General features: G+C 65.9%; 24 protein-coding genes and 1 tRNA gene. 12 read left to right on the forward strand and 13 right to left on the reverse strand.

The window, feature by feature from the left end; translation table 11 throughout:
* Nucleotides 1-56: 56 nt before the first annotated feature.
* Both VSX77_RS13330 and VSX77_RS13335 read right to left on the reverse strand, forming a co-directional pair.
* Nucleotides 57-470, reverse strand: coding sequence for a holin family protein (locus tag VSX77_RS13330; protein ID WP_338425097.1), 414 nt, complete (start codon nt 468-470; stop codon nt 57-59).
* 57 nt (nt 471-527) lie between these two features.
* Complete coding sequence (locus VSX77_RS13335) at nt 528-1103, reverse strand: glycoside hydrolase family 108 protein (protein WP_338425098.1); 576 nt, start codon at nt 1101-1103, stop codon at nt 528-530.
* A gap of 71 nt (nt 1104-1174) precedes the next feature.
* Here VSX77_RS13335 and VSX77_RS13340 point away from each other — a divergent pair, with 71 nt between their 5' ends.
* On the forward strand, nt 1175-2152 hold the full coding sequence (locus VSX77_RS13340) for an NADPH:quinone oxidoreductase family protein (RefSeq protein ID WP_338425099.1): 978 nt from the start codon (nt 1175-1177) through the stop codon (nt 2150-2152).
* A gap of 27 nt (nt 2153-2179) precedes the next feature.
* On the opposite strand, the gene VSX77_RS13345 is transcribed toward VSX77_RS13340, so the two are convergent.
* Nucleotides 2180-2938, reverse strand: a complete 759-nt coding sequence (locus VSX77_RS13345) for an SDR family oxidoreductase (protein ID WP_338425100.1) — start codon at nt 2936-2938, stop codon at nt 2180-2182.
* Nucleotides 2939-3139: 201 nt separating this feature from the next.
* Between VSX77_RS13345 and VSX77_RS13350 the strand changes: the two genes are divergently transcribed.
* Nucleotides 3140-3442 carry an EF-hand domain-containing protein gene (locus tag VSX77_RS13350; RefSeq protein WP_338425101.1) on the forward strand — a complete coding sequence of 101 codons (303 nt, stop codon included), beginning with the start codon at nt 3140-3142 and terminating at the stop codon, nt 3440-3442.
* Between the two features lie 78 nt (nt 3443-3520).
* Here VSX77_RS13350 and VSX77_RS13355 read toward each other — a convergent pair.
* Nucleotides 3521-3597: transfer RNA gene (locus VSX77_RS13355), tRNA-Pro, on the reverse strand.
* 276 nt (nt 3598-3873) lie between these two features.
* Here VSX77_RS13355 and yajC point away from each other — a divergent pair.
* From yajC to secF, 3 genes are read left to right on the forward strand one after another with little or no spacing between them, the layout of a single operon-like run.
* The gene (gene yajC / locus VSX77_RS13360; RefSeq protein ID WP_338425102.1) at nt 3874-4203 is read left to right on the forward strand and encodes a preprotein translocase subunit YajC; all 330 of its coding nucleotides are present in this window, start codon (nt 3874-3876) and stop codon (nt 4201-4203) included.
* A gap of 57 nt (nt 4204-4260) precedes the next feature.
* On the forward strand, nt 4261-5874 hold the full coding sequence (secD, locus tag VSX77_RS13365) for a protein translocase subunit SecD (protein ID WP_338425103.1): 1614 nt from the start codon (nt 4261-4263) through the stop codon (nt 5872-5874).
* 14 nt (nt 5875-5888) lie between these two features.
* Nucleotides 5889-6872, forward strand: a complete 984-nt coding sequence (secF, locus tag VSX77_RS13370; protein WP_338425104.1) for a protein translocase subunit SecF — start codon at nt 5889-5891, stop codon at nt 6870-6872.
* 229 nt (nt 6873-7101) lie between these two features.
* On the opposite strand, the gene VSX77_RS13375 is transcribed toward secF, so the two are convergent.
* Nucleotides 7102-8271 (reverse strand): glycosyltransferase, encoded by a 1170-nt coding sequence (locus tag VSX77_RS13375; RefSeq protein ID WP_338425105.1) that lies wholly within the window; start codon nt 8269-8271, stop codon nt 7102-7104.
* A gap of 107 nt (nt 8272-8378) precedes the next feature.
* Nucleotides 8379-8939: a helix-turn-helix domain-containing protein gene (locus VSX77_RS13380; RefSeq protein ID WP_338425106.1), complete on the reverse strand. Its 561-nt coding sequence runs from the start codon at nt 8937-8939 to the stop codon at nt 8379-8381.
* An 89-nt stretch (nt 8940-9028) separates the two neighbouring features.
* Here VSX77_RS13380 and VSX77_RS13385 point away from each other — a divergent pair, with 89 nt between their 5' ends.
* Both VSX77_RS13385 and VSX77_RS13390 read left to right on the forward strand, forming a co-directional pair.
* Nucleotides 9029-9511: a DUF6456 domain-containing protein gene (locus VSX77_RS13385; protein WP_422397230.1), complete on the forward strand. Its 483-nt coding sequence runs from the start codon at nt 9029-9031 to the stop codon at nt 9509-9511.
* A gap of 204 nt (nt 9512-9715) precedes the next feature.
* On the forward strand, nt 9716-10855 hold the full coding sequence (locus VSX77_RS13390) for a zinc-binding dehydrogenase (RefSeq protein WP_338425107.1): 1140 nt from the start codon (nt 9716-9718) through the stop codon (nt 10853-10855).
* A 96-nt stretch (nt 10856-10951) separates the two neighbouring features.
* Here the strand turns inward: VSX77_RS13390 and VSX77_RS13395 are convergent, their stop codons facing one another.
* Both VSX77_RS13395 and VSX77_RS13400 read right to left on the reverse strand, forming a co-directional pair.
* Nucleotides 10952-11131 (reverse strand): PspC domain-containing protein, encoded by a 180-nt coding sequence (locus VSX77_RS13395; protein ID WP_338425108.1) that lies wholly within the window; start codon nt 11129-11131, stop codon nt 10952-10954.
* 59 nt (nt 11132-11190) lie between these two features.
* A complete protein-coding gene (locus VSX77_RS13400; protein ID WP_338425109.1) occupies nt 11191-11319 on the reverse strand; it encodes a hypothetical protein in 129 nt (42 codons plus the stop codon).
* Between the two features lie 251 nt (nt 11320-11570).
* On the opposite strand from VSX77_RS13400, the gene recF reads away from it, so the two are divergent.
* Nucleotides 11571-12680: a DNA replication/repair protein RecF gene (recF, locus tag VSX77_RS13405; RefSeq protein ID WP_338425110.1), complete on the forward strand. Its 1110-nt coding sequence runs from the start codon at nt 11571-11573 to the stop codon at nt 12678-12680.
* On the opposite strand, the gene VSX77_RS13410 is transcribed toward recF, so the two are convergent.
* Nucleotides 12677-13468 carry a MipA/OmpV family protein gene (locus VSX77_RS13410; protein WP_338425111.1) on the reverse strand — a complete coding sequence of 264 codons (792 nt, stop codon included), beginning with the start codon at nt 13466-13468 and terminating at the stop codon, nt 12677-12679. The two genes, recF and VSX77_RS13410, sit on opposite strands and share 4 nt — an antisense overlap.
* Nucleotides 13469-13607: 139 nt before the next feature.
* On the reverse strand, nt 13608-14654 hold the full coding sequence (gene obgE / locus VSX77_RS13415) for a GTPase ObgE (RefSeq protein WP_338425112.1): 1047 nt from the start codon (nt 14652-14654) through the stop codon (nt 13608-13610).
* A 132-nt stretch (nt 14655-14786) separates the two neighbouring features.
* Between obgE and VSX77_RS13420 the strand changes: the two genes are divergently transcribed.
* Together VSX77_RS13420 and VSX77_RS13425 are read left to right on the forward strand one after the other, a co-directional pair.
* On the forward strand, nt 14787-16184 hold the full coding sequence (locus tag VSX77_RS13420) for an amino acid permease (protein ID WP_338425113.1): 1398 nt from the start codon (nt 14787-14789) through the stop codon (nt 16182-16184).
* Nucleotides 16185-16220: 36 nt separating this feature from the next.
* Nucleotides 16221-16859 carry a YoaK family protein gene (locus VSX77_RS13425; protein WP_338425114.1) on the forward strand — a complete coding sequence of 213 codons (639 nt, stop codon included), beginning with the start codon at nt 16221-16223 and terminating at the stop codon, nt 16857-16859.
* Between the two features lie 18 nt (nt 16860-16877).
* Here the strand turns inward: VSX77_RS13425 and VSX77_RS13430 are convergent, their stop codons facing one another.
* On the reverse strand, nt 16878-17138 hold the full coding sequence (locus VSX77_RS13430) for a zf-TFIIB domain-containing protein (protein WP_338427274.1): 261 nt from the start codon (nt 17136-17138) through the stop codon (nt 16878-16880).
* A 500-nt stretch (nt 17139-17638) separates the two neighbouring features.
* Here VSX77_RS13430 and rplJ point away from each other — a divergent pair, with 500 nt between their 5' ends.
* Nucleotides 17639-18154 (forward strand): 50S ribosomal protein L10, encoded by a 516-nt coding sequence (gene rplJ / locus VSX77_RS13435; protein WP_338425115.1) that lies wholly within the window; start codon nt 17639-17641, stop codon nt 18152-18154.
* A gap of 56 nt (nt 18155-18210) precedes the next feature.
* Nucleotides 18211-18588, forward strand: coding sequence for a 50S ribosomal protein L7/L12 (gene rplL, locus VSX77_RS13440; protein ID WP_188237745.1), 378 nt, complete (start codon nt 18211-18213; stop codon nt 18586-18588).
* A 95-nt stretch (nt 18589-18683) separates the two neighbouring features.
* Here the strand turns inward: rplL and VSX77_RS13445 are convergent, their stop codons facing one another.
* Nucleotides 18684-19568: a hypothetical protein gene (locus VSX77_RS13445; RefSeq protein ID WP_338425116.1), complete on the reverse strand. Its 885-nt coding sequence runs from the start codon at nt 19566-19568 to the stop codon at nt 18684-18686.
* 281 nt (nt 19569-19849) lie between these two features.
* Nucleotides 19850-21292 (reverse strand): carotenoid oxygenase family protein, encoded by a 1443-nt coding sequence (locus VSX77_RS13450; protein WP_338425117.1) that lies wholly within the window; start codon nt 21290-21292, stop codon nt 19850-19852.
* Nucleotides 21293-21367 lie beyond the last annotated feature (75 nt).

Raw genomic sequence — 21367 nt, forward strand, 5'->3', positions numbered from 1 at the left:
GCGATGCCGGGCAAGTCCTCCAGCGGCCCCCGCCTGCGCGGGGGCGACGGTTTAGCTCAACTCTCCACTCCCTTCGCTTTCCCCCACGCCCGCGCCGCGGTGTATCCCAGATAGCCGGTGCCGAAGAGCGCATAGAGCGGTTCGGGGATACCGGCCAGATAGGCGTTCATGCCCCGCGCAATGCCCTCCGCCATCTCCGGCCGTGCCGCGGCGATCAGGCCCATCGGGATGGCCCAGAGCAAAAGCGCGTACATGACGTAGAGGAAGCTCGGCCGCGCGCGGCTTGTCCACGGGTCGGCGCTGTTCGCTTCGGCGACGATCGCGGTCATGCGTGTGCGGATCGCCTCCATTTCCTGCGTGCCTTCGAGCTTGAGCAGTTCGAGTTTGGCGCGGTCGCGCGCTTCGGGGTCAGGAATGATCTTGTCGATCAGTTTGGCGATGGGGCCGATCAGGCCTTCGATAATGCTCATATGGGTCGTTCCTTTCATCCTTAACTTGTCAAACTTGTCACCTGGAAACGTTGGAAATCAGTGGTTTGCGTCGCCGACGCGGTTGGCGAGCCAGCCGTAGAGAAAGGCCTCCTGGCTTGGGCGACGTTCGGCGAGCGCGATGTAGCGTTCGCCCTGCAACGCCTCCATCGCGCGCAGCAGGACGGTCTCGCCGCCCTTGCCCCGCGCCTTGAGGAAGCCGTCGAGCGCGGCGAGGGTGCGCGGGCCGATCACGCGGTCGACGGCGATGTCGGGATAGTCGCGCGCGGCGCGGTTGAGCGCGTTGAGCGCGCGCTGGAGAAAGCCCGCTGCGGTGGCGGTGCCCATGTTGACGCCGGTGTCGAACAGCTCGCCGGCGATCGCGGGGGCGCGGAGCGCCACACGGTCGAAGCCGGGACGCAGCCAATAAAGGCGGCGATAGATGGCCGCGGCGATGTCGCGCGGGAGTTCGCGCATCGCGCCCGCATAGCCCTCGGCGCGCGCGACCGCCTCTGTGATCCCCCAGCAGGTCGGGCCGCCGCGGTCGGCGGGGTGGTTTACATATCGACCTTCGCGGTCGATGACGGCATCGATCAGCGCGTCGGTGTCGCAGACCGATGGATGGGGTCGTGGCATGATTCGCTCCTGGGGTTCGAGTGAAAGCGGCAACGAACCATATTGGAACAATGTAGGAAAGGGTTTTCGCCATGCGGGCTTTGCAGGTGCGTGAATTGTTGTCCGATCATGCGGGCGTGGTGCTGAGTGAATTGCCCGTGCCCGAAGCAGGACCGGGCGAAGTGCGCGTGCGGGTGCGCGCGGCGGCGGTGAATTTTCCCGACCTGTTGATGACGCGCGGTGCCTATCAGCTCAAACCCGACCTGCCGTTCGTGCCGGGCCTCGAATTTTCGGGCGAGGTCGATGCGGTGGGTGAGGGTGTGGAAGGCTGGTCGGTCGGCGATGCTGTCGTCGGCGGCAATCGTTTCGGGGCGATGGCGGAATTTACCGTCGTGCCCGCGGCGTCGCTGCGGCCCAAACCCGCGGCGCTCGGCTGGGACGCGGCGGCCGCCTATCCGGTGGCCTACCTTACGGCTTATGTCGCGCTAGTGCGGTGCGGGTGCGTCGAGCCGGGCGAATGGGTGCTGGTCCACGGCGCGGCGGGCGGCGTCGGGCTGGCGACGGTCGATCTGGCGAAGGCGCTCGGCGCACGGGTGATCGCGGCGGCGGGCAGCGCGGATAAACGCGCGGCGCTGGAACGTCTTTATGCGCCTGACGCCGTGATCGATGGCGCGCCGGGCTTTCGCGAGGCGGTGAAGGCGCTGACCGGCGGACAAGGCGCCGACGTCATCGTCGACCCGGTGGGCGGCGATATATTCGACGAATCGACGCGCTGTATCGCCTTTGGCGGGCGGCTGCTCGTCGTCGGCTTTGCGTCGGGGCGCATTCCTGAACTGTCCGTCAACATGCCGCTGATCAAGGGATTTTCGGTCGTTGGCGTGCGCGCGGGCGAATATGGCCGCCGCTTTCCGGGCCGCGGTGCGGAGAATGTCGCGGCGATCGATGCGCTCGCCGCCGATGGCCGGATCCGGCCGCATATCCATGCGACGCTCGACCTCGGCGACTGGCGCGAGGGGTTCGCGATGCTCGAACGGCGCGAGGCGGTGGGCAAGGTGGTGCTGCGACCCTGATTTGCTCGAACGCCCAAGCGACAGCCGTCAGACGAGCCGCACCGAGACCCCGCCGTCGGCGAGCATCGCCGATCCGGTCACGAAGCTCGACCGATCGGATAGCAGAAAGCTTGCAACTTCGGCGATTTCGGATGCAGTTGCCATGCGCTTCATTGGATGAAGGTTGGCGACAAAAGCGAGCGTGTCGGCATCGCCTTCGCCGCCCGCTGGCGTAATCGTCCCGCCGGGAAGTAGCGCGTTCACCCGGATTCCGGCCGCGGCATGATCGGAAGCCAGCGACTTGACCAGTCCGACGAGACCCGCCTTCGACGCGGCATAGGCGCCCATGCCTGCCAGTCCGCCGTTGCTGACGCCGACGAAGGACGAGGTGAAGACGATCGAGCCGCGCCCGCGTTCGAGCATCGCGGGAATCTGCGCCTTGGCCGCGAAAAAGGCGCTGGTCAGGTTCGTTGCGATGACCTTGTTCCAGTTCGCGATGGGCATGTCGGGGATGGCAAGCATGTCACCGACGATGCCGGCATTATTGAAGGCGCCGTCAAGGCCCCCATATTCACTGCGGGCCAAATCGACGAGCGCCTCCGCATAGCCATCTTCGGTCACGTCGCCGGGCAGAATGACGACTTTTGCCCCCGTGTTTCGGACATTTGCCGCCGACGCTTCCAGCTCCTGCGCGCGGCGCGCCCCTAGGACGAGATTGGCCCCGGCTCGCGCGAAAACCTGCGCGGCTGCGGCGCCGATCCCGCTGCTCGCCCCCGTGATGATGATGGTTCTGTCCTGAAGATCCATTGCCTGCTCCTTGTTCTGGCAGACAGCGGCTAAGGTGGCCGCGGGCGGATTACGTCCCGGAAATTGCGTTCAAACAGATGTTTAGGGCCCATGCTCCCCTGCAACAGTGGCGGCATTGCCATAATTTTGCGACAAGCGGCGATCATGGCGGTGCGGGGAGTTGTCCCGGCGGCGATGCCGCCTGTTTCGAAAGGAAATGACGTGAAGACATGGATTTGGGCAATTGCAGCGACCGCCCTCGCGATGCCCGCGCTGGCGACGGCGCAGCAGCCGGGCGGCGGCCGGATGTTCGCGATGCTCGACGCCGATGGCAATGGCAAACTCGACAAGGCCGAAGTCACGCGGATGATGACGATGCGTGCTGATCGAAGCGGCGACGCGTCGATGAAGTCGCCCGAAAAGATCGCGGCCTTCATGAAGCGTGCCGACAGCAATGGCGACGGTGCGATCGACCAGGCCGAACTCGCCGCGTTCCGCAAGGCGCAGGCCGCCAAAGCGAATTAAATGGGGTCCGGCGGCGGCACTCTGCCGTCGCCGGCCTCGGCTCCCCGGCAGGGTGAACAGTCGCCGTTTTCAGAAAATTGGTCGGGACGAGAGGATTCGAACCTCCGACCCCCACACCCCCAGTGTGATGCGCTACCAGGCTGCGCTACGTCCCGACCGGCCCGATTGGGCAGGCGAGGCCCCTAGCGCGGCTGGGCAGGCGATGCAAGGCCGAGTTGAGCGAAGGCGGCGTCACGGTGCTTGTCGGGCCGGGATTGGCGCCGCGGACTTGATCCGGGCCGCTTCCTTCCCATTTTCAGCCGACGCCGACCGGGGGAGGCGTGCGCGCGACCGGTTGCGCGCGCGGCCCCTCGTGTGATAGGCGCCGCGCCATCCTTGCGTGCCGGTCCCGGTGGGGCCGTGCGACGCTTTCGAACGAAAGTCTTTCACCCATGTCGACGCAATTGCTTCTGACCCAGGCGGCCGGATCGGGCGGCGGGGCAGCCGGTTTCCTGATGCTGGTGCCCTATATCCTGATCTTTGCCGTTTTCTGGTTCTTTCTGATCCGCCCGCAGCAGGTGCGCGCGAAGGAGCATCGCGCCAAGATCGCGGCGGTCAAGCCGCGCGACCAGGTGGTCACCGGCGGCGGGATCGTCGGCAAGGTGACGCGCGTCGACGATGATTATGCCGACGTCGAAATCGCGCAGGGCGTGAAGATCAAGGTCGTCAAGGCGACGCTGGCCGACGTTCTGCAACCCGGCGGCAAGCCCGCGAACGACTGACGCAGCGGGACCGGCGGTTCCCCGCGGCTCCCCCTTTTTGCAATCGGATCACAGACCATGCTCGATTTCCCGCGCTGGAAAACCATCGGCATCAGCATCATCCTGCTGCTCGGCGTCCTTTTCACCATCCCCAGCTTCCTGCCGGCCAAGACGTTCGAAAGCCTGCCGGGCTTTGCGCAGGTCAAGGTCAATCTGGGACTCGATCTGGCCGGCGGCAGCCATTTGCTGCTCGAAGCCGACATCGACGACCTGCGCAAGACGCAGCTCACCAACATGGAAAAGACGGTGCGCACGGCGATGCGCGGCGATAGCGGCGCGGAGGACGACATCGCGATCGGCGAACTGTCGACGACGGGCGGCCGCATCAGTTTCCTCGTCCGCGATGCCACGAAGCTCGATGAAGCGCGCGAACGGCTGTTCAGCGAGACGCGGGGCGCGGGGCTGACCGGCCAGCGCGACTGGAACATCGATGTCGTCGATTCGACGCGCATCGTGTTGAGCCCGACCAGCGCCGGACAGACGCAGGCGGTGGCGAATGCGATGGATACCGCGCGCGACATCATCGACAAGCGCGTCAACGCGCTGGGCACGCGCGAGCCGACGATCATCCGCGAAGGCGACGACCGCGTTGTGGTGCAGGTTCCGGGGCTTCAGGATCCGGCCGCGCTGAAGGAACTGATCGGCAAGACCGCGCGGCTCGAGTTCCGCATGGTCGACGCCAATGCCGATCCCAATGAAGCCGCCGCAGGCCGCGTGCCGGTGGGCAGCGAAATCGTCCCCTATGCGCCGGGCGAAGGCAATGGCGCGGCGTTCGAGGTGCTGCGCCGCCAGGTGATGATCAGCGGCGAGCAGCTGATCAATGCGCAGCAAAGCTATGACCCGCAGACCAACGAGCCGGTGGTGTCGATCCGCTTCGACTCGGCCGGGTCGAGTGCCTTTGCCAAGGTCACTGCGCAGAATGTCGGTAAAAGATTCGCGATGGTACTCGACGGAAAAGTATTGTCGGCGCCGTCGATCAACGAACCGATCCTGGGCGGTAGCGCGCAGATTTCAGGAAGCTTCAGCGTCGCGAGCGCCAATGCGCTGGCGATCTCGCTGCGATCGGGCGCGCTGCCGGTGAAGATGACGGTCGTCGAGGAACGGACGGTTTCGCCTGAACTGGGTCAGGACTCGATCGAAAAGGGCGTGCTGGCCGGGATCATCGCGACGGTTTCCGTGCTGACCTTGATGCTCGTGGTCTATGGCCGCTTTGGCGTTTATGCGAACCTCGCGCTAATCTTCAACGTCTTCCTGATCATCGCGATCATGGCGGCCTTCAATGCCACGCTGACGCTGCCGGGGATCGCGGGTTTCGTGCTCACCATCGGCGCCGCGGTCGACGCGAACGTGCTGATCAACGAGCGTATCCGCGAGGAATTGAAACGCGGAAGGCGGCCGTTCCAGGCGGTCGAGCTGGGATATACCGAGGCGAGCCGCGCGATTTTCGACGCCAACGTCACCAATGTTATCGCCGCGGGGCTGATGTTCTGGTTCGGGTCGGGGCCGATCAAGGGCTTTGCGGTGGTGCTGACCATCGGCATCGTCACCAGCGTCTTTACCGCCGTTACCGTCACGCGCATGTTCGTCGCCCATTGGCTGCGGACCAATCGCCCGACGACCATCAATATTTAAGGAGGGACCGAACGATGCGCCTGCTCAAACTCGTCCCCGACGACACCAATTTCGACTTTCTGAAGTGGCGGAAACTCGCCTCTTTCATGAGCTTTTTCCTCGTGGTGGTCTCCATCGCGCTGGTGGCGGTGAAGGGCCTGAACCTGGGGATCGACTTTGTCGGCGGCCAGTCGGTGCGCGTCGAATTCACGCAGGGCATGCCGCCGATCGAGGAGATTCGCGAGGCCGTGGGCGAAATCGGCATCGGCGAGGCGACGATCCAGCAGTTCGGAACCGACAACGCCGTGTCGATCCGCACCGCGCTTCCCGACGGCGACAAGGCCGCCGCCGAACGAGCGGGGCAGCAGTTGGTCGCCGGGATCCAGAAGGCGTTCCCGACCGCCCGGACCGGGTCGGTCGAAACCGTGTCGGGCAAGGTGTCCGAAGAATTGCTGCGGACCGGCGCAATCAGCCTTGCGCTCGCGATGCTCGGCATTTCGATCTATATCTGGATCCGCTTCGAATGGCAGTTCGGCGTGGGCGCGCTCGGCCGCCTGTTCCACGAGGTCGCACTGACCTTTGGCTTCTTTGCGGTCACGCAGATCCAGTTCGATCTCAACAGCGTCGCGGCGCTGCTGACGATCGTCGGCTATTCGCTGAACGACACGATCGTCGTGTATGACCGCATTCGCGAAAACCTGAAAAAATACCGCAAGATGGACATTGTCCCGCTGCTCAACCTGAGCATCAACGAAACGCTGTCGCGCACCGTGATGACCAGCGTGTCGATCCTGCTGGCGCTCGGCGTGCTGCTGGTGATGGGCCCCGACGTTATCTTCGGCTTTACCGCCGCGATGCTGTTCGGGGTGTTCGTCGGTACCTATTCGTCGATCCTGATGTCGACGCCGGTCCTCGTCTGGCTGAAGGTCGGGCCGCACAGCTTCGTGCCGCGCACGACCGCGGCAACCGAAGGCGCGGAGCGCGTGGCGGGCAAGAACGACGACGGCGCGGTGGTTTAACGGGGCCGGCGGGCGTCCGGTTTGGGGTGGGGAGCGGACCTTAAATCCTCTCTGTGGCGAAGCCATGGGGAGGGGGACCGCTCGCGCAGCGAGTGGTGGAGGGCAGCAACGGCAGCGCCAAAGCCCCTCCGTCAGCGCTTCGCGCTGCCACCTCCCCATCGCTGCGCGACAGGGAGGATTTTATTGTCCGCTATCGGTCGAAAACCGGCGCTCCGATCAACTGCATATCTTAATAGCCCGCGCAGCGCCGCAGATGGTCGGCCAGTTCGCGGCCGTTGCGGTTCCAGTCGAAGCGGCCATCGAGGCTCGCGGCCACGTCGGTCGGTGATGGCGGGGCGGCGAGTATGTCCTGCACCGCTTCCGCGATCGCCCCGGAGGCGCGGGGCACGATGCGGCCCGCGGCGGGAAGGCGCACGAGTTCGGCCGCGCCGCCCGCATCGCTGATGACGATCGGCGTGCCGCAGGCCAGCGCCTCGACCCACGCATTGGCCAAACCTTCGCTGGCCGAGGGCATCACGACGATGTCGGCGGCGCGGTAAAGCTGCGGCAGGTCGGCGTGGGCGAGGGGGCCCATGAAATGCACGCGCGCTTCGACATCATGCTGGCGTGCGAGCGCGCGGTAGCGGCTTTCCTCCGCGCCCGCGCCAGCGAGCCAGTAATGCACGCCGGGGAGGGCGGGGAGTGCTTCGATGACGAGCGCCTGTCCCTTGCGGGGGATGAGTGCGCCGACCGAGAGGATCGCCGGGGCGTCGTCAAGGCCGAGCGCCGCGCGCGCCGCGGTGCGATCGCCGGGATGAAAGCGCGCGGTGTCGATGCCCGTGTAATGGACTGCGACCTTTGCCGAATCGATGCCGATCGCGGCCATGTCGCGGCGCATTGTGTCGGAGACGGCGAGCAGGCCCGCGGCTTTCGCCGCGGCGCCCAGCAATTGCGTGCGTGTCGCCGGATTATAGCCGAAATGGCTGATGTCGGCGCCGCGCGCCTTGATGGAAAAGGGCAGGCGGAGCGCACGCGCGACGCGCATCGCGGCAGGGCCGTCGGGGTAGAAGAATTGCGCGTCGATCACGTCCAAGGGTCGGTCCGCAACCGCGTCGAGCACGGCGCGCGCGATTGCCGCCGGATTGAGGCGCGCGCCGAGGCGCGGGATCAGCGTAAAGCGGGGGCGCAGGACGGAGAGGCCGTGCCATTGCTCGGCGCGGGGCAAGCTGCGCAGCGCGCGGTACCGTGGGTGGAGCGAAAGCGGGAACGGCGGCAGGCCGACGGGAGCGACGACGGTGAGTTCGATTCCCGGCTGTGCGGCGAGCGCGAGGAGGCTTTTTTCGACGAACAGGCCGAAGTTGGGGCGCGCGGCATCGGGAAAGAGGGTGGCGATCGAGAGGATACGCAGGGGAGTCGTCATCCCCGAACTCTCATCCGTTCGTGCTGAGCTTGTCGAAGCACCGTTCTTCCTTGTGCGCAGAGTGAAAAGGACGGCCCTTCGACAAGCTCAGGGCAAACGGCGTGGGATTAAAGCGAGCGCATCAAGCGCACCGCCACCGCGGCCCACGGCGGGTTGCTGACGACCTGTTGCCGTTGCCCAGTACCGAGCGGAAGCAGGTGGAGCTTTTCGCCGTCGACGTTGAGCAGACGCGCAAAGAAGAAGCGGCCGGCGGGGCGGGGGACGAGCAGGTCGCGGTTGAGCGCGCTGGCCCAGTCGCCCTCGATCCGGCGGCACCAGATCTCGTCACCCGCGCGATAGTCGCCGATCGACGAGGTGACACGCACCGCGACCATATCCTCGCCCGGCCGCGCGGCGAGCGCCTGTTCGGTGCGCGTCGGCGCGTGCGCGCCGTCGGCGCCGAGCAGCGCGGTGATCGTCAGCTGCGCATCCTGCGGCAGGCGCACGAGTTCGGCGGCATCGACGCCGAGCGCCGTGGCGATGCGGTTCATCCAGCCGAGCGAGAGCGTGCGCGTCCCGGTTTCGAGGCGGCCGATCGTCTGCGCGGTGGTCGGCGGATCGCAGCGCTGCGCGACCTCCTCCAGCGTCAGGCCCTTCGCGCGGCGGACGGTTCGGATGCTGTTGATCACGGCCTTTGCCTTCCTATAACCAAATCGGTTTTTTCTTTCCTACATAATCATCCAATGTCAAGCCCTCTGTCTAGATAGAGGAGACCGAGATGACCGCACGCCGCCTGGAAACCCGCATTCACCCCGACGACCGGATCGATCCCGGCAAAACGGGGCCACAGGTCATGCGGCATGTAACCGTCAATGTCGGCGAAAGCCCGATTGACTGGCTGGCCTCGCGCGGGCTGCTGACACCTGCACAGTTGGGGGCGGGCGAGCGGCTGCGCGCCGATTATGAGCGTGCGGGACTGGCAGCGCGGGTGACGATGCGCTGGGACGCGGTGGCGCCGGGGAAGAGTCGCGCCGGTGCGCGTGCGGCCGATGCGTCGCTGGCGCGGATCGATGCTCACCGGCGCTTTCACGGTGCGCTCGATGCGGCGGGGCCGGGGCTGGCCGACATTTGCTGGCGGGTGATCTGCGCGGGCGAGGGGATCGGCGGTGCCGAAAAGGCGCTGGGCTGGCCCGCGCGATCGGGCAAGCTCGTGCTGGGACTGGCGCTCGACCGTCTCGCGCGTTTTTACGGCACGGGGTAGCCCAGGGCGTCATTGCGAGGAGCGAAGCGACGAAGCAATCTCCAGTGGGCATCCGGTCGGTGCGATAGCTGGCGATTGCTTCGCTGCGCTCGCAATGACGCATGCGGGATGAGGACCAAATTTTCTTGGGGAGCGATTGCCAGCCCCGCCGCATCGTCCTATTCCCGTTGCATCCAGAAACTGAAATGCGACGGGAGACGCGCGATGACCGACCTGCCCCAAACCAACCTCACCATGCTGACGCTCGTGAAGCCCGAAGGGCAGCTGGAAGTGTCGCTCGAGCGACGGCCGATGCCCGAACCCAAGCCGCACGAAGTGGTGGTGAAGCTGCTCGCCGCGCCGATCAACCCGTCGGACCTGGGCCTGCTGTTCGGCGGCGCCGACATGAGCACCGCGCGCGCTTCGGAGCGCAATGGGCTGCCCGTGCTGACCGCCGATGTCCCGCCCGCCGGGATGCGTGCGATGGCGGGGCGCGTGGGCGAGGCGATGGCGATCGGCAACGAAGGTTGCGGCACCGTCGTCGCGGCGGGCGCGTCGGCAGAGGCGCAGGCGCTGCTTGGCAAGACCGTCGCGGTGCTGGGCGGCGAGATGTATGCCGAATATCGCTGCCTTCCCGTACAGATGACGATGGCGCTGCCCGACGGCACGGACCCGAAGGACGGCGCCTCCTGCTTCGTCAATCCGCTCACCAGTCTGGCCTTTACCGAAACGATGCGGATGGAGGGGCACAGCGCGATCGTCCACACCGCCGCGGCGTCGAACCTGGGTCAGATGCTCGTCAAGATTTGCGCAAAGGACGGCATCCCGCTGGTCAATATCGTGCGCAGCGACGCGCAGGTCGCGCTGCTGAAAGGCATCGGCGCGCAACATGTCGTCAACAGCAGCGCCGACGATTTCATGGACCGGCTGATCGACGCGATCGCCGAAACGGGGGCGACGATCGGGTTCGACGCGACGGGCGGCGGCAAGCTGGCGGGGCAGATTTTGACCGCGATGGAGGCGGCGGCGGTGCGGCGCATGACGACATACAGCCGTTATGGGTCCGACACGTTCAAGCAGGTCTATATCTATGGCGCGCTCGACCTGTCGCCGACAACCTTCTCGGCGCGCAGTTTCGGGCTGACGTGGGCGCTCGGCGGATTCCTGCTGACGCCGTTCATGGCAAAAGCGGGAATGGAGGTTGTCGGACGGATGCGCCAGCGCGTCGTCGACGAGCTGACGACGACCTTCAAGAGCCATTACAGCCACGAAATCTCGCTGACCGAGGCGCTCGATGTCGAAACCGCGCAGGCCTATAATGCCAAGCGGACGGGCGAGAAATATCTGATCCGGCCGCACGGATAAGGAAAAGGGCCCACCGGCGGTGGCCGGTGAGCCCTTTGATTTCGGGAATCTGGGGCCGGTGAACGGGGTGCCTGAGGCGACCGGCCCGTGGCTGTCCTATGGCGCGAGGATCGCGACGGTCAGGTACAGCAGCAGCGGCAGGCCGAAGCCCAGGAGTGTCAGGGCGGCAAAGGCGACGCGCGTCCACAAGACATCGAAGCCGAAGTGGTCCGCCATCCCGGCGCAGACGCCGAAGAGGATGCCGTTCCGGCGATTCTTGCGAAAACCCTGTTTCATTTCTTTCCTTTCGATCCCGGCCCGAGGGCCGGCGTTCTTTGTGGGAGGTCGTCAGCCGATCAGACGATCAGCTGACCAACCTGCGCACCATTCTGACCGACGATCGCGAACAGCATCGCCGAGGCGTAAAGCGAGGCGAAAGCGGCGAGGGCGTAGCTCTTGACGGCGTTGACGTTGAAATGGGCCATGATTTTATCCTTCCTTAAACCTTCCATCCGGACCATCCGGTGGATGCCAACAGTTATGCATGAGGCGTGCCAATTGCATTCATCCGCGGTTAACCGGGGTTTTGTGGCTCCATCGAAAATTGGATAATGCGAAATTTGCGTCGGATGAGTGAATTTTCCCAACGATGGGGAAATATTGCGCACAGTTGCTGGCGGGTCGATGCGCGTCGGTGCTGGCGTCGCCGCATCGGCTGCGGTAGGCGCGGTCGGGCATGACGCTTGCCCGCCTCTCGCTCACCGATTTTCGCAATCATGCCGGCGCCGAGCTGGCGGCGGGGTCGGGGCTGGTCGCGCTGCACGGCGACAATGGCGCGGGCAAGACGAACATATTGGAGGCGATCTCGCTGCTCGCGCCGGGACGGGGGCTGCGCCGCGCGCCGCTGTCCGACATGGTGCGTGACGGCGCGGGCGGCGGCTTTGCCATCTTTGCCGAGGTGACGGCGGGCGACGAGCTGCCGCCGGTGGCGCTGGGAACCGGGATCGAACCCGCGCAGCCCGGACGGCGCATCGTCCGCATCAATGGCGCGCCCGCCGCCGCGACGGCGCTGGGCGAATGGCTCGCGATATTGTGGCTGACCCCGGCGATGGACCGGCTGTTCGTCGAGACCGCGGGCAACCGTCGGCGTTTTCTCGACCGTCTCGTCCTCGCGCTCGACCCGCGCCACGCGCAGCACGGCAACCGCTATGAAGCGGCGCTGCGCGCGCGCGGCAAGCTGCTCGCCGATTTGTCCGTCGCCGATGCGGCGTGGCTCGCGAGCCTGGAAGCGCAGCTCGCCGAGCATGGCGCGGCGATGGACACGGCGCGGCTCGATACGCTCGCGGCGCTTTCGGCCGAGCTGGCGGGGCAGCCCGATGCGCCCTTTGCGCGGCCGCTGCTCACTCTCGTCGACAGCGAGGGCAAGGAACGCGCCGCCCCGCATAGCGCCGAGGCGCTGCGGGCGCTGTTCGCCGCGCGCCGCCGGATCGACGCCGCTGCGGGCCGCGCGACCGCGGGGCCGCACCGCGACGACCTGGCGGCGGTTCATGCCGTTACGGGCCGTGCCGCCGCACGTTGTTCGACGGGCGAGCAAAAGGCGATGCTGCTGTCGCTCGTCCTCGCGCATGGCGATTGCGTCGCAAGGCTTCGCGGACAGCGGCCGGTGCTGCTGCTCGATGAGGTGGCGGCGCATCTCGACCCGCTGCGCCGCGCGGCGCTTTATGAGCGGCTCGCGGGGCAGGGCGGGCAGGCGTGGCTGACCGGGACCGAAGCTGCGCTGTTCGACGCGATGCCGGGGCCGGTGACGCGCTATCGCATTGCGGGCGGGCGGATCGCCGCGGGTTAGGGTTTTCCGCCGAAGGTGTAGCTGAGCGCGATGCCCACCGACGGCTGACTGCGCGAACCGAGCTGGCGCACGACGGGCGAATCCGCCGCATCACCGACGAGCCGGTCGTAGCGGCCATAGACGCCGATGCCCCAGCGGCGGCTGAGCTGGCGTAGATAGCCCGCGGTCACGCCGACCGACTGGATGCCGCCGCCGGGATCGAAGGCGGGAAGGCCCGACGTTACCGCCGCGTCCGGGGTCACGCCGAAATAGGCGCGGTGGTATTTGGCATCGCCCAGCGTTACGCGCGGACCGATCGAGAACAGCCAGTCGTCGCCCGATCGCGCGACATAGTCGGCGCTGACTTCGCCGACCCAGCCCTTGTGGCCCGAGAAGGCCTTGCGCGCCTCGACGCGCAGGCGGAGCGCGGGGGTCAGGTTCACTTGGGCAAAACCGCCTGCCTCGAACGAGAAACCGACGCTAGGGAGGTCGGCGCCGATGTCCGACGCCTTGCGCTTGCCGATGAAACCGAGCGCGGGGCCAAAGGCGAAATCGCCGGAATGGACGAGCGGCGATCCGAAGCTTTCGTCGGGGGCCTCGAACTCAAAATTCTCACCCGCGCGTGCGCGCGACAAGTCGATATAGGGGCCGACGCTGAATTTATCGGCGCCGGGCGACGACGGTGACAGCTGCGGCCCGAGGATCAGGCGCGTGCGTTTTTCGCTGCTGTTGCCCTCAGTTTGAGCAATCGCCGGGTACGCCACCACCACAAACGCGAGGAGAACGAGAGAGGGAGCCTTGCGTGTCATGCGAAATCCTTGTTGTTCCGCATGAAATTCCCTGCGGAGCGTTTCGTTCCTGTTCGGGCCCCGAGGGGGCCGGAATCGCGGCCTATCGGTAGACGGAGCAGTGGAAGCGCGGCCTTTACGGGAATAATGAAAATTCGCGTCAGATCGGCGACCAGTCGCCGCCCTTTTCGTCTTCATCGGCATCGGGCCCGGGTTCGGGCTGGCCGATAGCTTCGAGCAGCTTGTCGAGTACCGCGTCGATCCCGGCGCCGCTCGCGCCCGAAAGCGCCATCACGGGATGGCCGCTCGCTTCGGCGAGTTCGGCCGACAGCGCGGCGATCAGCTCGTCGTCGAGCGTATCGATCTTGTTCAGCGCGACGATCACCGGCTTGTCGATCAGATCGGCGCCATAGGCTTCGAGTTCGTCGCGCACGATGCGGTAACTCGTCGCGACGTCGGTGTCGTTGGCGTCGACGAGGTGGAGCAGGACGCGGCAGCGTTCGATATGACCGAGGAAACGGTCGCCGACCCCGGCGCCTTCGGCCGCGCCCTCGATCAGCCCTGGAATGTCGGCGATGACGAATTCATGCCCCTTGTGACTGACGACGCCGAGCTGCGGGCGCAGCGTGGTGAAAGCATAGGCGCCGACCTTGGCCTGCGCATTGGTGACGGCGTTGATGAAGGTCGATTTGCCGGCGTTGGGCAGCCCGACGAGGCCCGCGTCGGCGAGCAGCTTGAGGCGCAGCCACACCCACATTTCCTCGCCCGGCCAGCCCGGCCCGTGCTGGCGCGGCGCGCGGTTGGTCGAGGTTTTATAGCTGGCGTTGCCGCGCCCGCCGTCGCCGCCGCGCAGGAAATGGACGCGCTCGCCCTCTTTGGTGAGATCGGCGAGCAGGCTGCGCTCTTCATCGTCGGCGAGGATCTGCGTACCGATCGGCACTTGGATGACAAGATCGGGTCCGCCCGCGCCGGTGCGGTCGCGGCCCGCGCCGGGTGTGCCGCGCTTCGCCTTGAAATGCTGTGTATAACGAAAGTCGATGAGCGTGTTGAGCCCGGCGACCGCTTCGAACACGATGTCGCCGCCTTTGCCGCCGTTGCCGCCGTCGGGGCCGCCATATTCGACATATTTTTCGCGCCGGAAACTGACGGCGCCGGGGCCGCCGTCGCCCGACTTGATGAAGATTTTGGCCTGATCGAGAAAATGCATCGCGGGCCTTTAGTCGGAAAGCGGCGCTTTGGCTAGGTTGCCGCACCGAAACGCCCGGCTTGCGTTGCCGCCCGGCGCGCGTACAAGCGGCGCAGGGCGAAAAGCCATAAACAATCAAAGGGGAGCCACTTTATGTCCGACAGCCTGATGCGCCGCAAATCGATCGTTCAGCATCAACCGGACGGACACGGATTGGCGCGCACATTGGGCTGGCCGCATCTGATTGCGCTCGGCGTCGGCGCGATCGTCGGCACGGGGATTCTGACGTTGATCGGCGTCGGCGCCGACAAGGCCGGACCGGCGGTGATCCTCTCCTTTGCCGTCGCCGGGCTGATCTGCGCCTGCGCGGCGCTCGCCTATGCCGAAATGGCGACGATGATCCCTGCGTCGGGCAGCGCCTACACCTACAGCTATGTCGTGATCGGCGAGATCATCGCGTGGGTCGTCGGGTGGAGCCTGATCCTGGAATATTCGTTGGTGGTCAGCGCGGTCGCGGTCGGCTGGTCGGGTTATGCCGCGCCACTGCTCGAGGCTTGGGCGGGCGTGCCGATGGCGCTCATGCAGGGGCCGGAACTGGGTGGGATAGTCAACCTGCCGGCGATCGCGATCATTGCGGTCGTTGCCGGACTTTTGCTGGTCGGCACGCGCGAAAGTGCGACGCTCAACGCATTTCTGGTGCTGGTGAAAGTGCTGGCGCTGGTGATCTTTGTCGCGGTCGCGCTTCCCGCCTTCAACGCCGCCAATCTGGAACCCTTCAGCCCCTATGGCTTTGCCAAGCATATGGGCCCTGACGGCGTTGAACGCGGGGTGATGGCTGCCGCAGCGATCATCTTCTTTGCATTTTACGGATTCGACGCGATCGCGACCGCGGCGGAAGAGACGCGCAACCCCGACCGCGACCTGAAGATCGGCATTATCGGGTCGATGTTCGCCTGCGTCGCTATCTATATCACTGTTGCCGTCGCTGCGGTGGGCGCAATCGCTTACACGCGCTTCGCCAACAGCCCCGAACCGCTCGCGCTGATCCTGCGCGAACTTGGCAGCCCGCTCGCGGCGCAATATCTCGCCGTTTCGGCGGTCATCGCGTTGCCGACGGTCATCCTTGCCTTCTTCTATGGACAAAGCCGCATCTTCTTCACGATGGCGCGCGACGGGCTGCTCCCCGCGAGCCTCGCCAAGCTGTCATCGCGCGGGACGCCCGTGCGCATCACCATCTTTACGGCGATCGTCGTCGCGATTCTTGCGGGCTTCATACCGCTGGGCGAGCTTGCTGCGCTCGCCAATGCGGGGACGCTCGCCGCCTTTACCGCTGTGTCGATTTGCATGCTCATCATGCGCCGCCGGGCGCCCGACGCGACGCGCACTTTCCGCACGCCCTTGCCGTGGGTGATCGGCGGGATCGCAGTACTCGGCTGTATCTATCTCTTCTTCAGCCTGCCGATGAAGACGCAATTCTGGTTCCTGATCTGGAACATTGCCGGCATCGCAATCTATTTCCTCTATGCGCGCCGCCATGCGGTGGCGGACTGATCGTCGGTTACGCGCGGCGGCGGGGCTGGCTGGGCGATGATCCGTTTCGATCGGTCGCAACAGCGGCTCGCGGCGGGGATCTCGGCGCTCGCCGGCTTTGTGGATGCGATCGGCTTCGTCGAATCGGGCGGCTTTTTTGTGTCCTTCATGACGGGCAATTCGACGCGGCTTGCGGTCGGCGTCGCCGAGTGGACCTACGCGGGGCTGGTTGCCGGCCTTATCATCCTGTTGTTCCTCGTCGGCGTCGTTGCGGGATCGCTCGTTGCCGCGCGGACCGAGGCGCGGCGTAGCGGGGTAATCCTGTTCAGCGTCGCTGCACTGCTGACTGTGGCGGGCGGGCTTCGGATCGCCGATCAGGTGGTTGGCGCGGTGGCGTGCCTGGCGGTGGCGATGGGAATAATCAACGCCGCGGTCGAAGGACGCGACGGCGCCGTGGTCGGCGTCACCTATATGACCGGAACGCTGGTACAAATGGGACAGAAAATGGCCAATGCTCTCAGCGGGGCGGGGGACGGGCGCTGGTTGCCGCATCTGGCGCTGTGGTCGTCACTCGTCGGGGGCGCGATCGTAGGCGCGCGCGTGACGATATGGTCGCCGCTGGCCGCCTATGCGCTGGCGATCACCGGCGCCGCCGCGCTGGGCGGCCGCGCATTATGGGTGGCGCGGCGCGCCTGACGACGCGCCGCATTCCCGTCAGTCGAACAACTCGCTGAGGAAGCTTTTATACTTCTTCTTGTGCGGCTTGCCATAATAGCGGTCGTCATAACCCCGCTCGCGATATTCCCGCTCGCGATATTGCGGCGGCGGCGGTGCGGCCTGCGGACGGGCAGGGGCGGCGGCGGGCGCGCTTGCGGCATCGCTGCGTTCAATGATCTTGTCGAGTTCGCCGCGATCGAGCCAGACGCCGCGGCATTGCGGGCAATAGTCAATCTCGATCCCCTGTCGTTCGGACATGACAAGGTTCACGCGGCAGGTCGGGCAGAGCAGCCCCTGGGCATCGGTCACGCAGACATCCTTTCCTTACATCGTTTCAAGGCGCCGAACGCGTTGGGCGCGTTTTGCGTTCCTCTATTCAGATAGGAGCGGCCAGGCGAACGCCAAGGGGGCCTGCGCGCGCCGCACCGCGATGGCTGCTCCCGACGTCGCGCCTTGACTTTACGGAGATTCGGGCTATGAGCGCCCCCGTGTTGTCCGGGCCTTGGCCCTGGCAATTCCGTCCGAGACAGTTGGTGAGGGGGATTTGCCCTTCTTAATTTCCAGCCGAGACGGGGAACAGTCTTTTATCGGTCGCCCGCTTGGCATGCCAGGTGACGCGGCTTGACCGACCCCTTCGGACATCGTCAGCGCAAGTGCAGGTGAGCCTCGCTCGCGCCTGTGGTTGCGTGTGTTAGCCGCCCGGCGGCTCCCGGCGTTTCGACGCATGGAGCATCCGGACATCAGAGTGGAGTATAGGCATGGATCGTACGGAAAAGGCCGAAGCCGTATCCTCGCTGAACGCTACGCTGGCAAATGCCGCTTCGGTTGTGGTCGTCCGCAACCTCGGCATGACCGTCGCACAGTCGACGGTTCTGCGCCAGCAGATGCGCGATGCAGGAGCCGACTTTCGCGTCACGAAGAACCGTCTTGCCAAAATCGCGCTCGACGGCACGTCCTATGGCGGGATCGGCGAACTGCTGACCGGCCCCACCGCGCTTGCCACCTCGACCGATCCGGTCGCGGCGGCGAAAATCGCGGTGGAATTTGCCAAGACCAACGACAAGCTTGAAATCGTTGGCGGCGGCATGGGCGACGTGGTGCTCGACGTGGATGGCGTCAAAGCGCTGGCTTCGCTTCCCTCGCTCGACGAGCTGCGCGCCAAGATCGTTGGTCTGGTGCAGGCTCCGGCTACCAAGGTTGCGCAGATTGCCGCAGCCCCGGCGGGCCAGCTGGCGCGGGTTTTTGGCGCATATGCCGCCAAAGAAGCAGCGTGATTTCGAACTGAACTGAAACTTGTGCCGGGCTTTCCCGGCTGTGATGGAGAATGAAAATGGCTGATCTTGCAAAGATCGTTGAAGACCTGTCGGCGCTGACCGTTCTGGAAGCTGCCGAGCTTTCGAAGATGCTCGAAGAAAAGTGGGGCGTTTCGGCCGCCGCTGCCGTTGCGGTTGCCGCTCCGGGTGGCGCGGGCGCCGCTGCTCCTGCCGCCGAAGAAAAGGACGAGTTCGACGTCATCCTGACGGGTGACGGCGGCAACAAGATCAACGTGATCAAGGAAGTCCGCGCGATCACCGGCCTGGGTCTTGGCGAAGCCAAGGCGCTCGTCGAAGGCGCGCCGAAGGCCGTCAAGGAAGGCGCCAGCAAGGCCGAAGCGGAAGAGCTGAAGAAGAAGCTCGAAGCGGCCGGCGCGACCGTTGAACTGAAGTAATTCGGTTCAGGTCCGGCGGGGCTTCCCGCCGTGCTGCAAAAAAGGGGCGGTGCCGCAAGGCACCGCCCCTTTTTGTTGGATCAGCGTCTCGCCGTTTACGGGCGCGAGAGGCCGGGGCGAAGCCCGCGATAGCCGCGCGCCGGTTCGGGGCGGCGTACCTCCTGCTGCTGCGCCGCGGCAGGGGCTTCACGCTGCGCGATTTCCCAAGCGCTGACGGGCCTCCGCGTCATATCCTTCTGTGCGCCCAGCGTCGCGGCGTAGGCGAGTCGTTCCTGGCGGTCGAAGAAGCGCGCGCGCTTCAGACGCTTTGACAGGGTCAGGAAAGGATTGTCGGGCGTCGGTCCGGCCATCGCCATCGCTTCGTGACGACCCATGCTGCCGCTTGGCGCGGCGGCGAAGGCCGGGGTCGAGCGAACAGGCGCGGCGGTATAGGCTGGGGTGACCCACGGCTGGTCGGGCGTCCGACCGGCGGGCATCGTCGATGCAAGCGGCGCAGCGGTTTCGACGGCATCAGGTTCGACGCGGCGACGGCGCGCAAACATCAGCCCAGCACCACCGAGAGCGATCAGCGCGGCAGCGCCGCCGACGAGCTCCCACGGAAATTCGGCAGGCGCGGTGGGCTGCGCTTCGGCGGTCACAGGTTCAGCCGGCGCCGCGATGGGCCGGTCAGAAACTGGCGCCGCGACAGCTTCGCCGAGCGGCTCGCTGGGCGCTGGTTCGGCGCCCGACGTTGCGGCGGCGGGGGCGGCGGTCGATGCGACCGGCGCTTGTCGCGCGCTACGCTCGGCGCGGGCGGGCACCGCGGGTTCGGCTTCGGCCGGAGCGGGCTCGGCAGGCGCAATGTCTAGCGGAACGCGGATCACCGGCTGCGACTGGGCAGGTTGCGTCGATTGCACGACGGGGGGAGCGATCGTCGCGGGACCGGTCTCGGGTGCCGTCGGCGTAGTTTTCGGCGCCGGGGTGGCAACCGGAGGCGTCATTGGGATCGTCGGCGCTTCCTGCGCAAACGCAGCCGGGGTGGACAGAACCAGGAACGCGGCAATCGCGCTCGTGGCGGGGCGGGAGAGGGCGATATTTTTCGTCATAGTGACAACGGAACGAGCGCGGCGCGAATAACGCTGCGCAAAGCGGCGATTTTCCACGACGAGTCGTGGCGACGTAACGGCGGGGTGACTTTTTGTCGCGGGTTTCGCAGTGGTTATCCGCCGAACGAGACGAACGTTTTGCGATCCATAGTAGCCCTTGCAGCGCCCCGCAAAGATCAATCCGCGACCCAGTTCCCGTGGAAACCCGGCGGAACGCGGTGCGGCAGATGGACGACGGCTTGCGGCGATCCGGTGAAATCGTCGGCGTTGAGGATGACGAGGTCAGTGGTTTCGTGGTTCATGTCGACGACCAGACCGATCAGCCATCCGTCATCCTCTGGTCCCGCCACGCTGCGCGGGACAAATACGAACTCGCCGGGATGACGGCCGGGACCAAAGTCGTGGATGGCCGTTGTCCCCAGTTCGAGGTCGTGGCGGAATAGCCGCGTTTCGGCGAGCGCCCATTCGACCGATTGGCCGTCGGGGATCGCGACACTGTAGATATAGCGGTAGGGCCGCGTCGTCAGCCGTTCGTCATAGCGCGGAAACTCCTGCGCATGATCGTGGATGACAGTGCGCGTCGTCGTGCGCGCCGCGGGATCGATCGTCCAGCGTTCCATGCGCGACTTTTCGCTGTCGGGGCCGCGTTTCGAGGTCGCGAACATCGTTTCGTGCGCGACGACATCGACGACCACTTCGCCTTCGGCGGTTTCAAAGGCGTTGGCGGGGTGAAAGACATAGCAGGGATCGACCGGCGCCCAGACGACGTCTTCGCCGCGGCCCTTGCGGGGGAGCAGGCCGACGCGCGCCGGGTGGTTTTCGTTCCATGCATAGGGGAAAGGGTAGCCGGCAAGGAGCATCCTCATCGAAAAGGTGACGGGCAGGTCGAAGACGAGCACGTAATTTTCGGTGATCGCACAGTCGTGGATCGAGGGACCGTCGCAGACCGCAATGGCCTCTTCGCGCACCACATGCGCGTGGGCGTCGAGGACGACGTGCCAGACTTTGTTCGGCTCGTCGCCGCGATAGGTGATTGCGTGGGTTTCGCCGGTAAAGGGATCGGCGTGGGGGTGCGCGGTGAAGGCGCCCGCGAGCGTGCCGTCGAAGGGATTATGCGCGATGGTGCCCAGCTCATAATCGAGCTCGACCGGCTTGCCGCCAGCCTCGACGATCGCGAAGGTGCGTCCCGCCATTCCGACGACGTTGGTGTTCGGCGCGTCGTTACGGTCGGCACGTGGGCCGGGCGGCACCTCTTCGTCGAGCGCGGCGCACGCCTCCGCGCCGCGGACCCAGCGGTTGCGGTACCATTCGGCGCGGCCGCCTTCGATGCGGATGCCGTGAACCATGCCGACGCCGGTGAACCAATGATAGCTGGCGGGGTCGGGCGCGGCCGCGGGATTGGGGCCATTGCGCAGATAGCGGCCGCGGAGGGCCGCGGGTATTTTGCCGTCGACGCGCAGCGTCTCGATCGTCAGTTCCTCGGTCATCGGCTTGTGGATGCCGGTGAGGAAGGGGTGGGCGTCGGTGGGGCGGGGGAGGCGGCGGCGGTTGAATTCGGCGACCTTGCCGATGGTTTTGACGACGGCGCCGCGGATCAGGGTTTCGACATTGCTTGCCATGGAGGTCCTCCTTACGGATGTTGGCGAAAGTGCCGCGTGGCGTGGGGTTGTGCGGACGACTCGAAATGTTTACAT

Origin of the sequence: Sphingopyxis sp. TUF1 (assembly GCF_036687315.1) — a bacterium.
Classification (GTDB): domain Bacteria; phylum Pseudomonadota; class Alphaproteobacteria; order Sphingomonadales; family Sphingomonadaceae; genus Sphingopyxis; species Sphingopyxis kveilinensis.

What these genes read in the sequence shown, in the direction of transcription:
- VSX77_RS13450 (WP_338425117.1), bottom strand. Translation starts at nt 21,292, where the DNA reads ATGGCAAGCAATGTCGAAACCCTGATCCGCGGCGCCGTCGTCAAAACC.
- secD (WP_338425103.1), top strand. Translation starts at nt 4,261, where the DNA reads ATGCTCGATTTCCCGCGCTGGAAAACCATCGGCATCAGCATCATCCTG.
- VSX77_RS13340 (WP_338425099.1), top strand. Translation starts at nt 1,175, where the DNA reads ATGCGGGCTTTGCAGGTGCGTGAATTGTTGTCCGATCATGCGGGCGTG.
- VSX77_RS13335 (WP_338425098.1), bottom strand. Translation starts at nt 1,103, where the DNA reads ATGCCACGACCCCATCCATCGGTCTGCGACACCGACGCGCTGATCGAT.
- VSX77_RS13410 (WP_338425111.1), bottom strand. Translation starts at nt 13,468, where the DNA reads ATGACACGCAAGGCTCCCTCTCTCGTTCTCCTCGCGTTTGTGGTGGTG.
- VSX77_RS13400 (WP_338425109.1), bottom strand. Translation starts at nt 11,319, where the DNA reads ATGGCCCATTTCAACGTCAACGCCGTCAAGAGCTACGCCCTCGCCGCT.
- obgE (WP_338425112.1), bottom strand. Translation starts at nt 14,654, where the DNA reads ATGCATTTTCTCGATCAGGCCAAAATCTTCATCAAGTCGGGCGACGGC.
- VSX77_RS13390 (WP_338425107.1), top strand. Translation starts at nt 9,716, where the DNA reads ATGACCGACCTGCCCCAAACCAACCTCACCATGCTGACGCTCGTGAAG.
- VSX77_RS13425 (WP_338425114.1), top strand. Translation starts at nt 16,221, where the DNA reads ATGATCCGTTTCGATCGGTCGCAACAGCGGCTCGCGGCGGGGATCTCG.
- VSX77_RS13430 (WP_338427274.1), bottom strand. Translation starts at nt 17,138, where the DNA reads ATGTCCGAACGACAGGGGATCGAGATTGACTATTGCCCGCAATGCCGC.
- VSX77_RS13445 (WP_338425116.1), bottom strand. Translation starts at nt 19,568, where the DNA reads ATGACGCCTCCGGTTGCCACCCCGGCGCCGAAAACTACGCCGACGGCA.
- VSX77_RS13420 (WP_338425113.1), top strand. Translation starts at nt 14,787, where the DNA reads ATGTCCGACAGCCTGATGCGCCGCAAATCGATCGTTCAGCATCAACCG.
- VSX77_RS13345 (WP_338425100.1), bottom strand. Translation starts at nt 2,938, where the DNA reads ATGGATCTTCAGGACAGAACCATCATCATCACGGGGGCGAGCAGCGGG.
- VSX77_RS13385 (WP_422397230.1), top strand. Translation starts at nt 9,029, where the DNA reads ATGACCGCACGCCGCCTGGAAACCCGCATTCACCCCGACGACCGGATC.
- VSX77_RS13330 (WP_338425097.1), bottom strand. Translation starts at nt 470, where the DNA reads ATGAGCATTATCGAAGGCCTGATCGGCCCCATCGCCAAACTGATCGAC.
- VSX77_RS13395 (WP_338425108.1), bottom strand. Translation starts at nt 11,131, where the DNA reads ATGAAACAGGGTTTTCGCAAGAATCGCCGGAACGGCATCCTCTTCGGC.
- rplL (WP_188237745.1), top strand. Translation starts at nt 18,211, where the DNA reads ATGGCTGATCTTGCAAAGATCGTTGAAGACCTGTCGGCGCTGACCGTT.
- rplJ (WP_338425115.1), top strand. Translation starts at nt 17,639, where the DNA reads ATGGATCGTACGGAAAAGGCCGAAGCCGTATCCTCGCTGAACGCTACG.
- secF (WP_338425104.1), top strand. Translation starts at nt 5,889, where the DNA reads ATGCGCCTGCTCAAACTCGTCCCCGACGACACCAATTTCGACTTTCTG.
- recF (WP_338425110.1), top strand. Translation starts at nt 11,571, where the DNA reads ATGACGCTTGCCCGCCTCTCGCTCACCGATTTTCGCAATCATGCCGGC.
- VSX77_RS13375 (WP_338425105.1), bottom strand. Translation starts at nt 8,271, where the DNA reads ATGACGACTCCCCTGCGTATCCTCTCGATCGCCACCCTCTTTCCCGAT.
- yajC (WP_338425102.1), top strand. Translation starts at nt 3,874, where the DNA reads ATGTCGACGCAATTGCTTCTGACCCAGGCGGCCGGATCGGGCGGCGGG.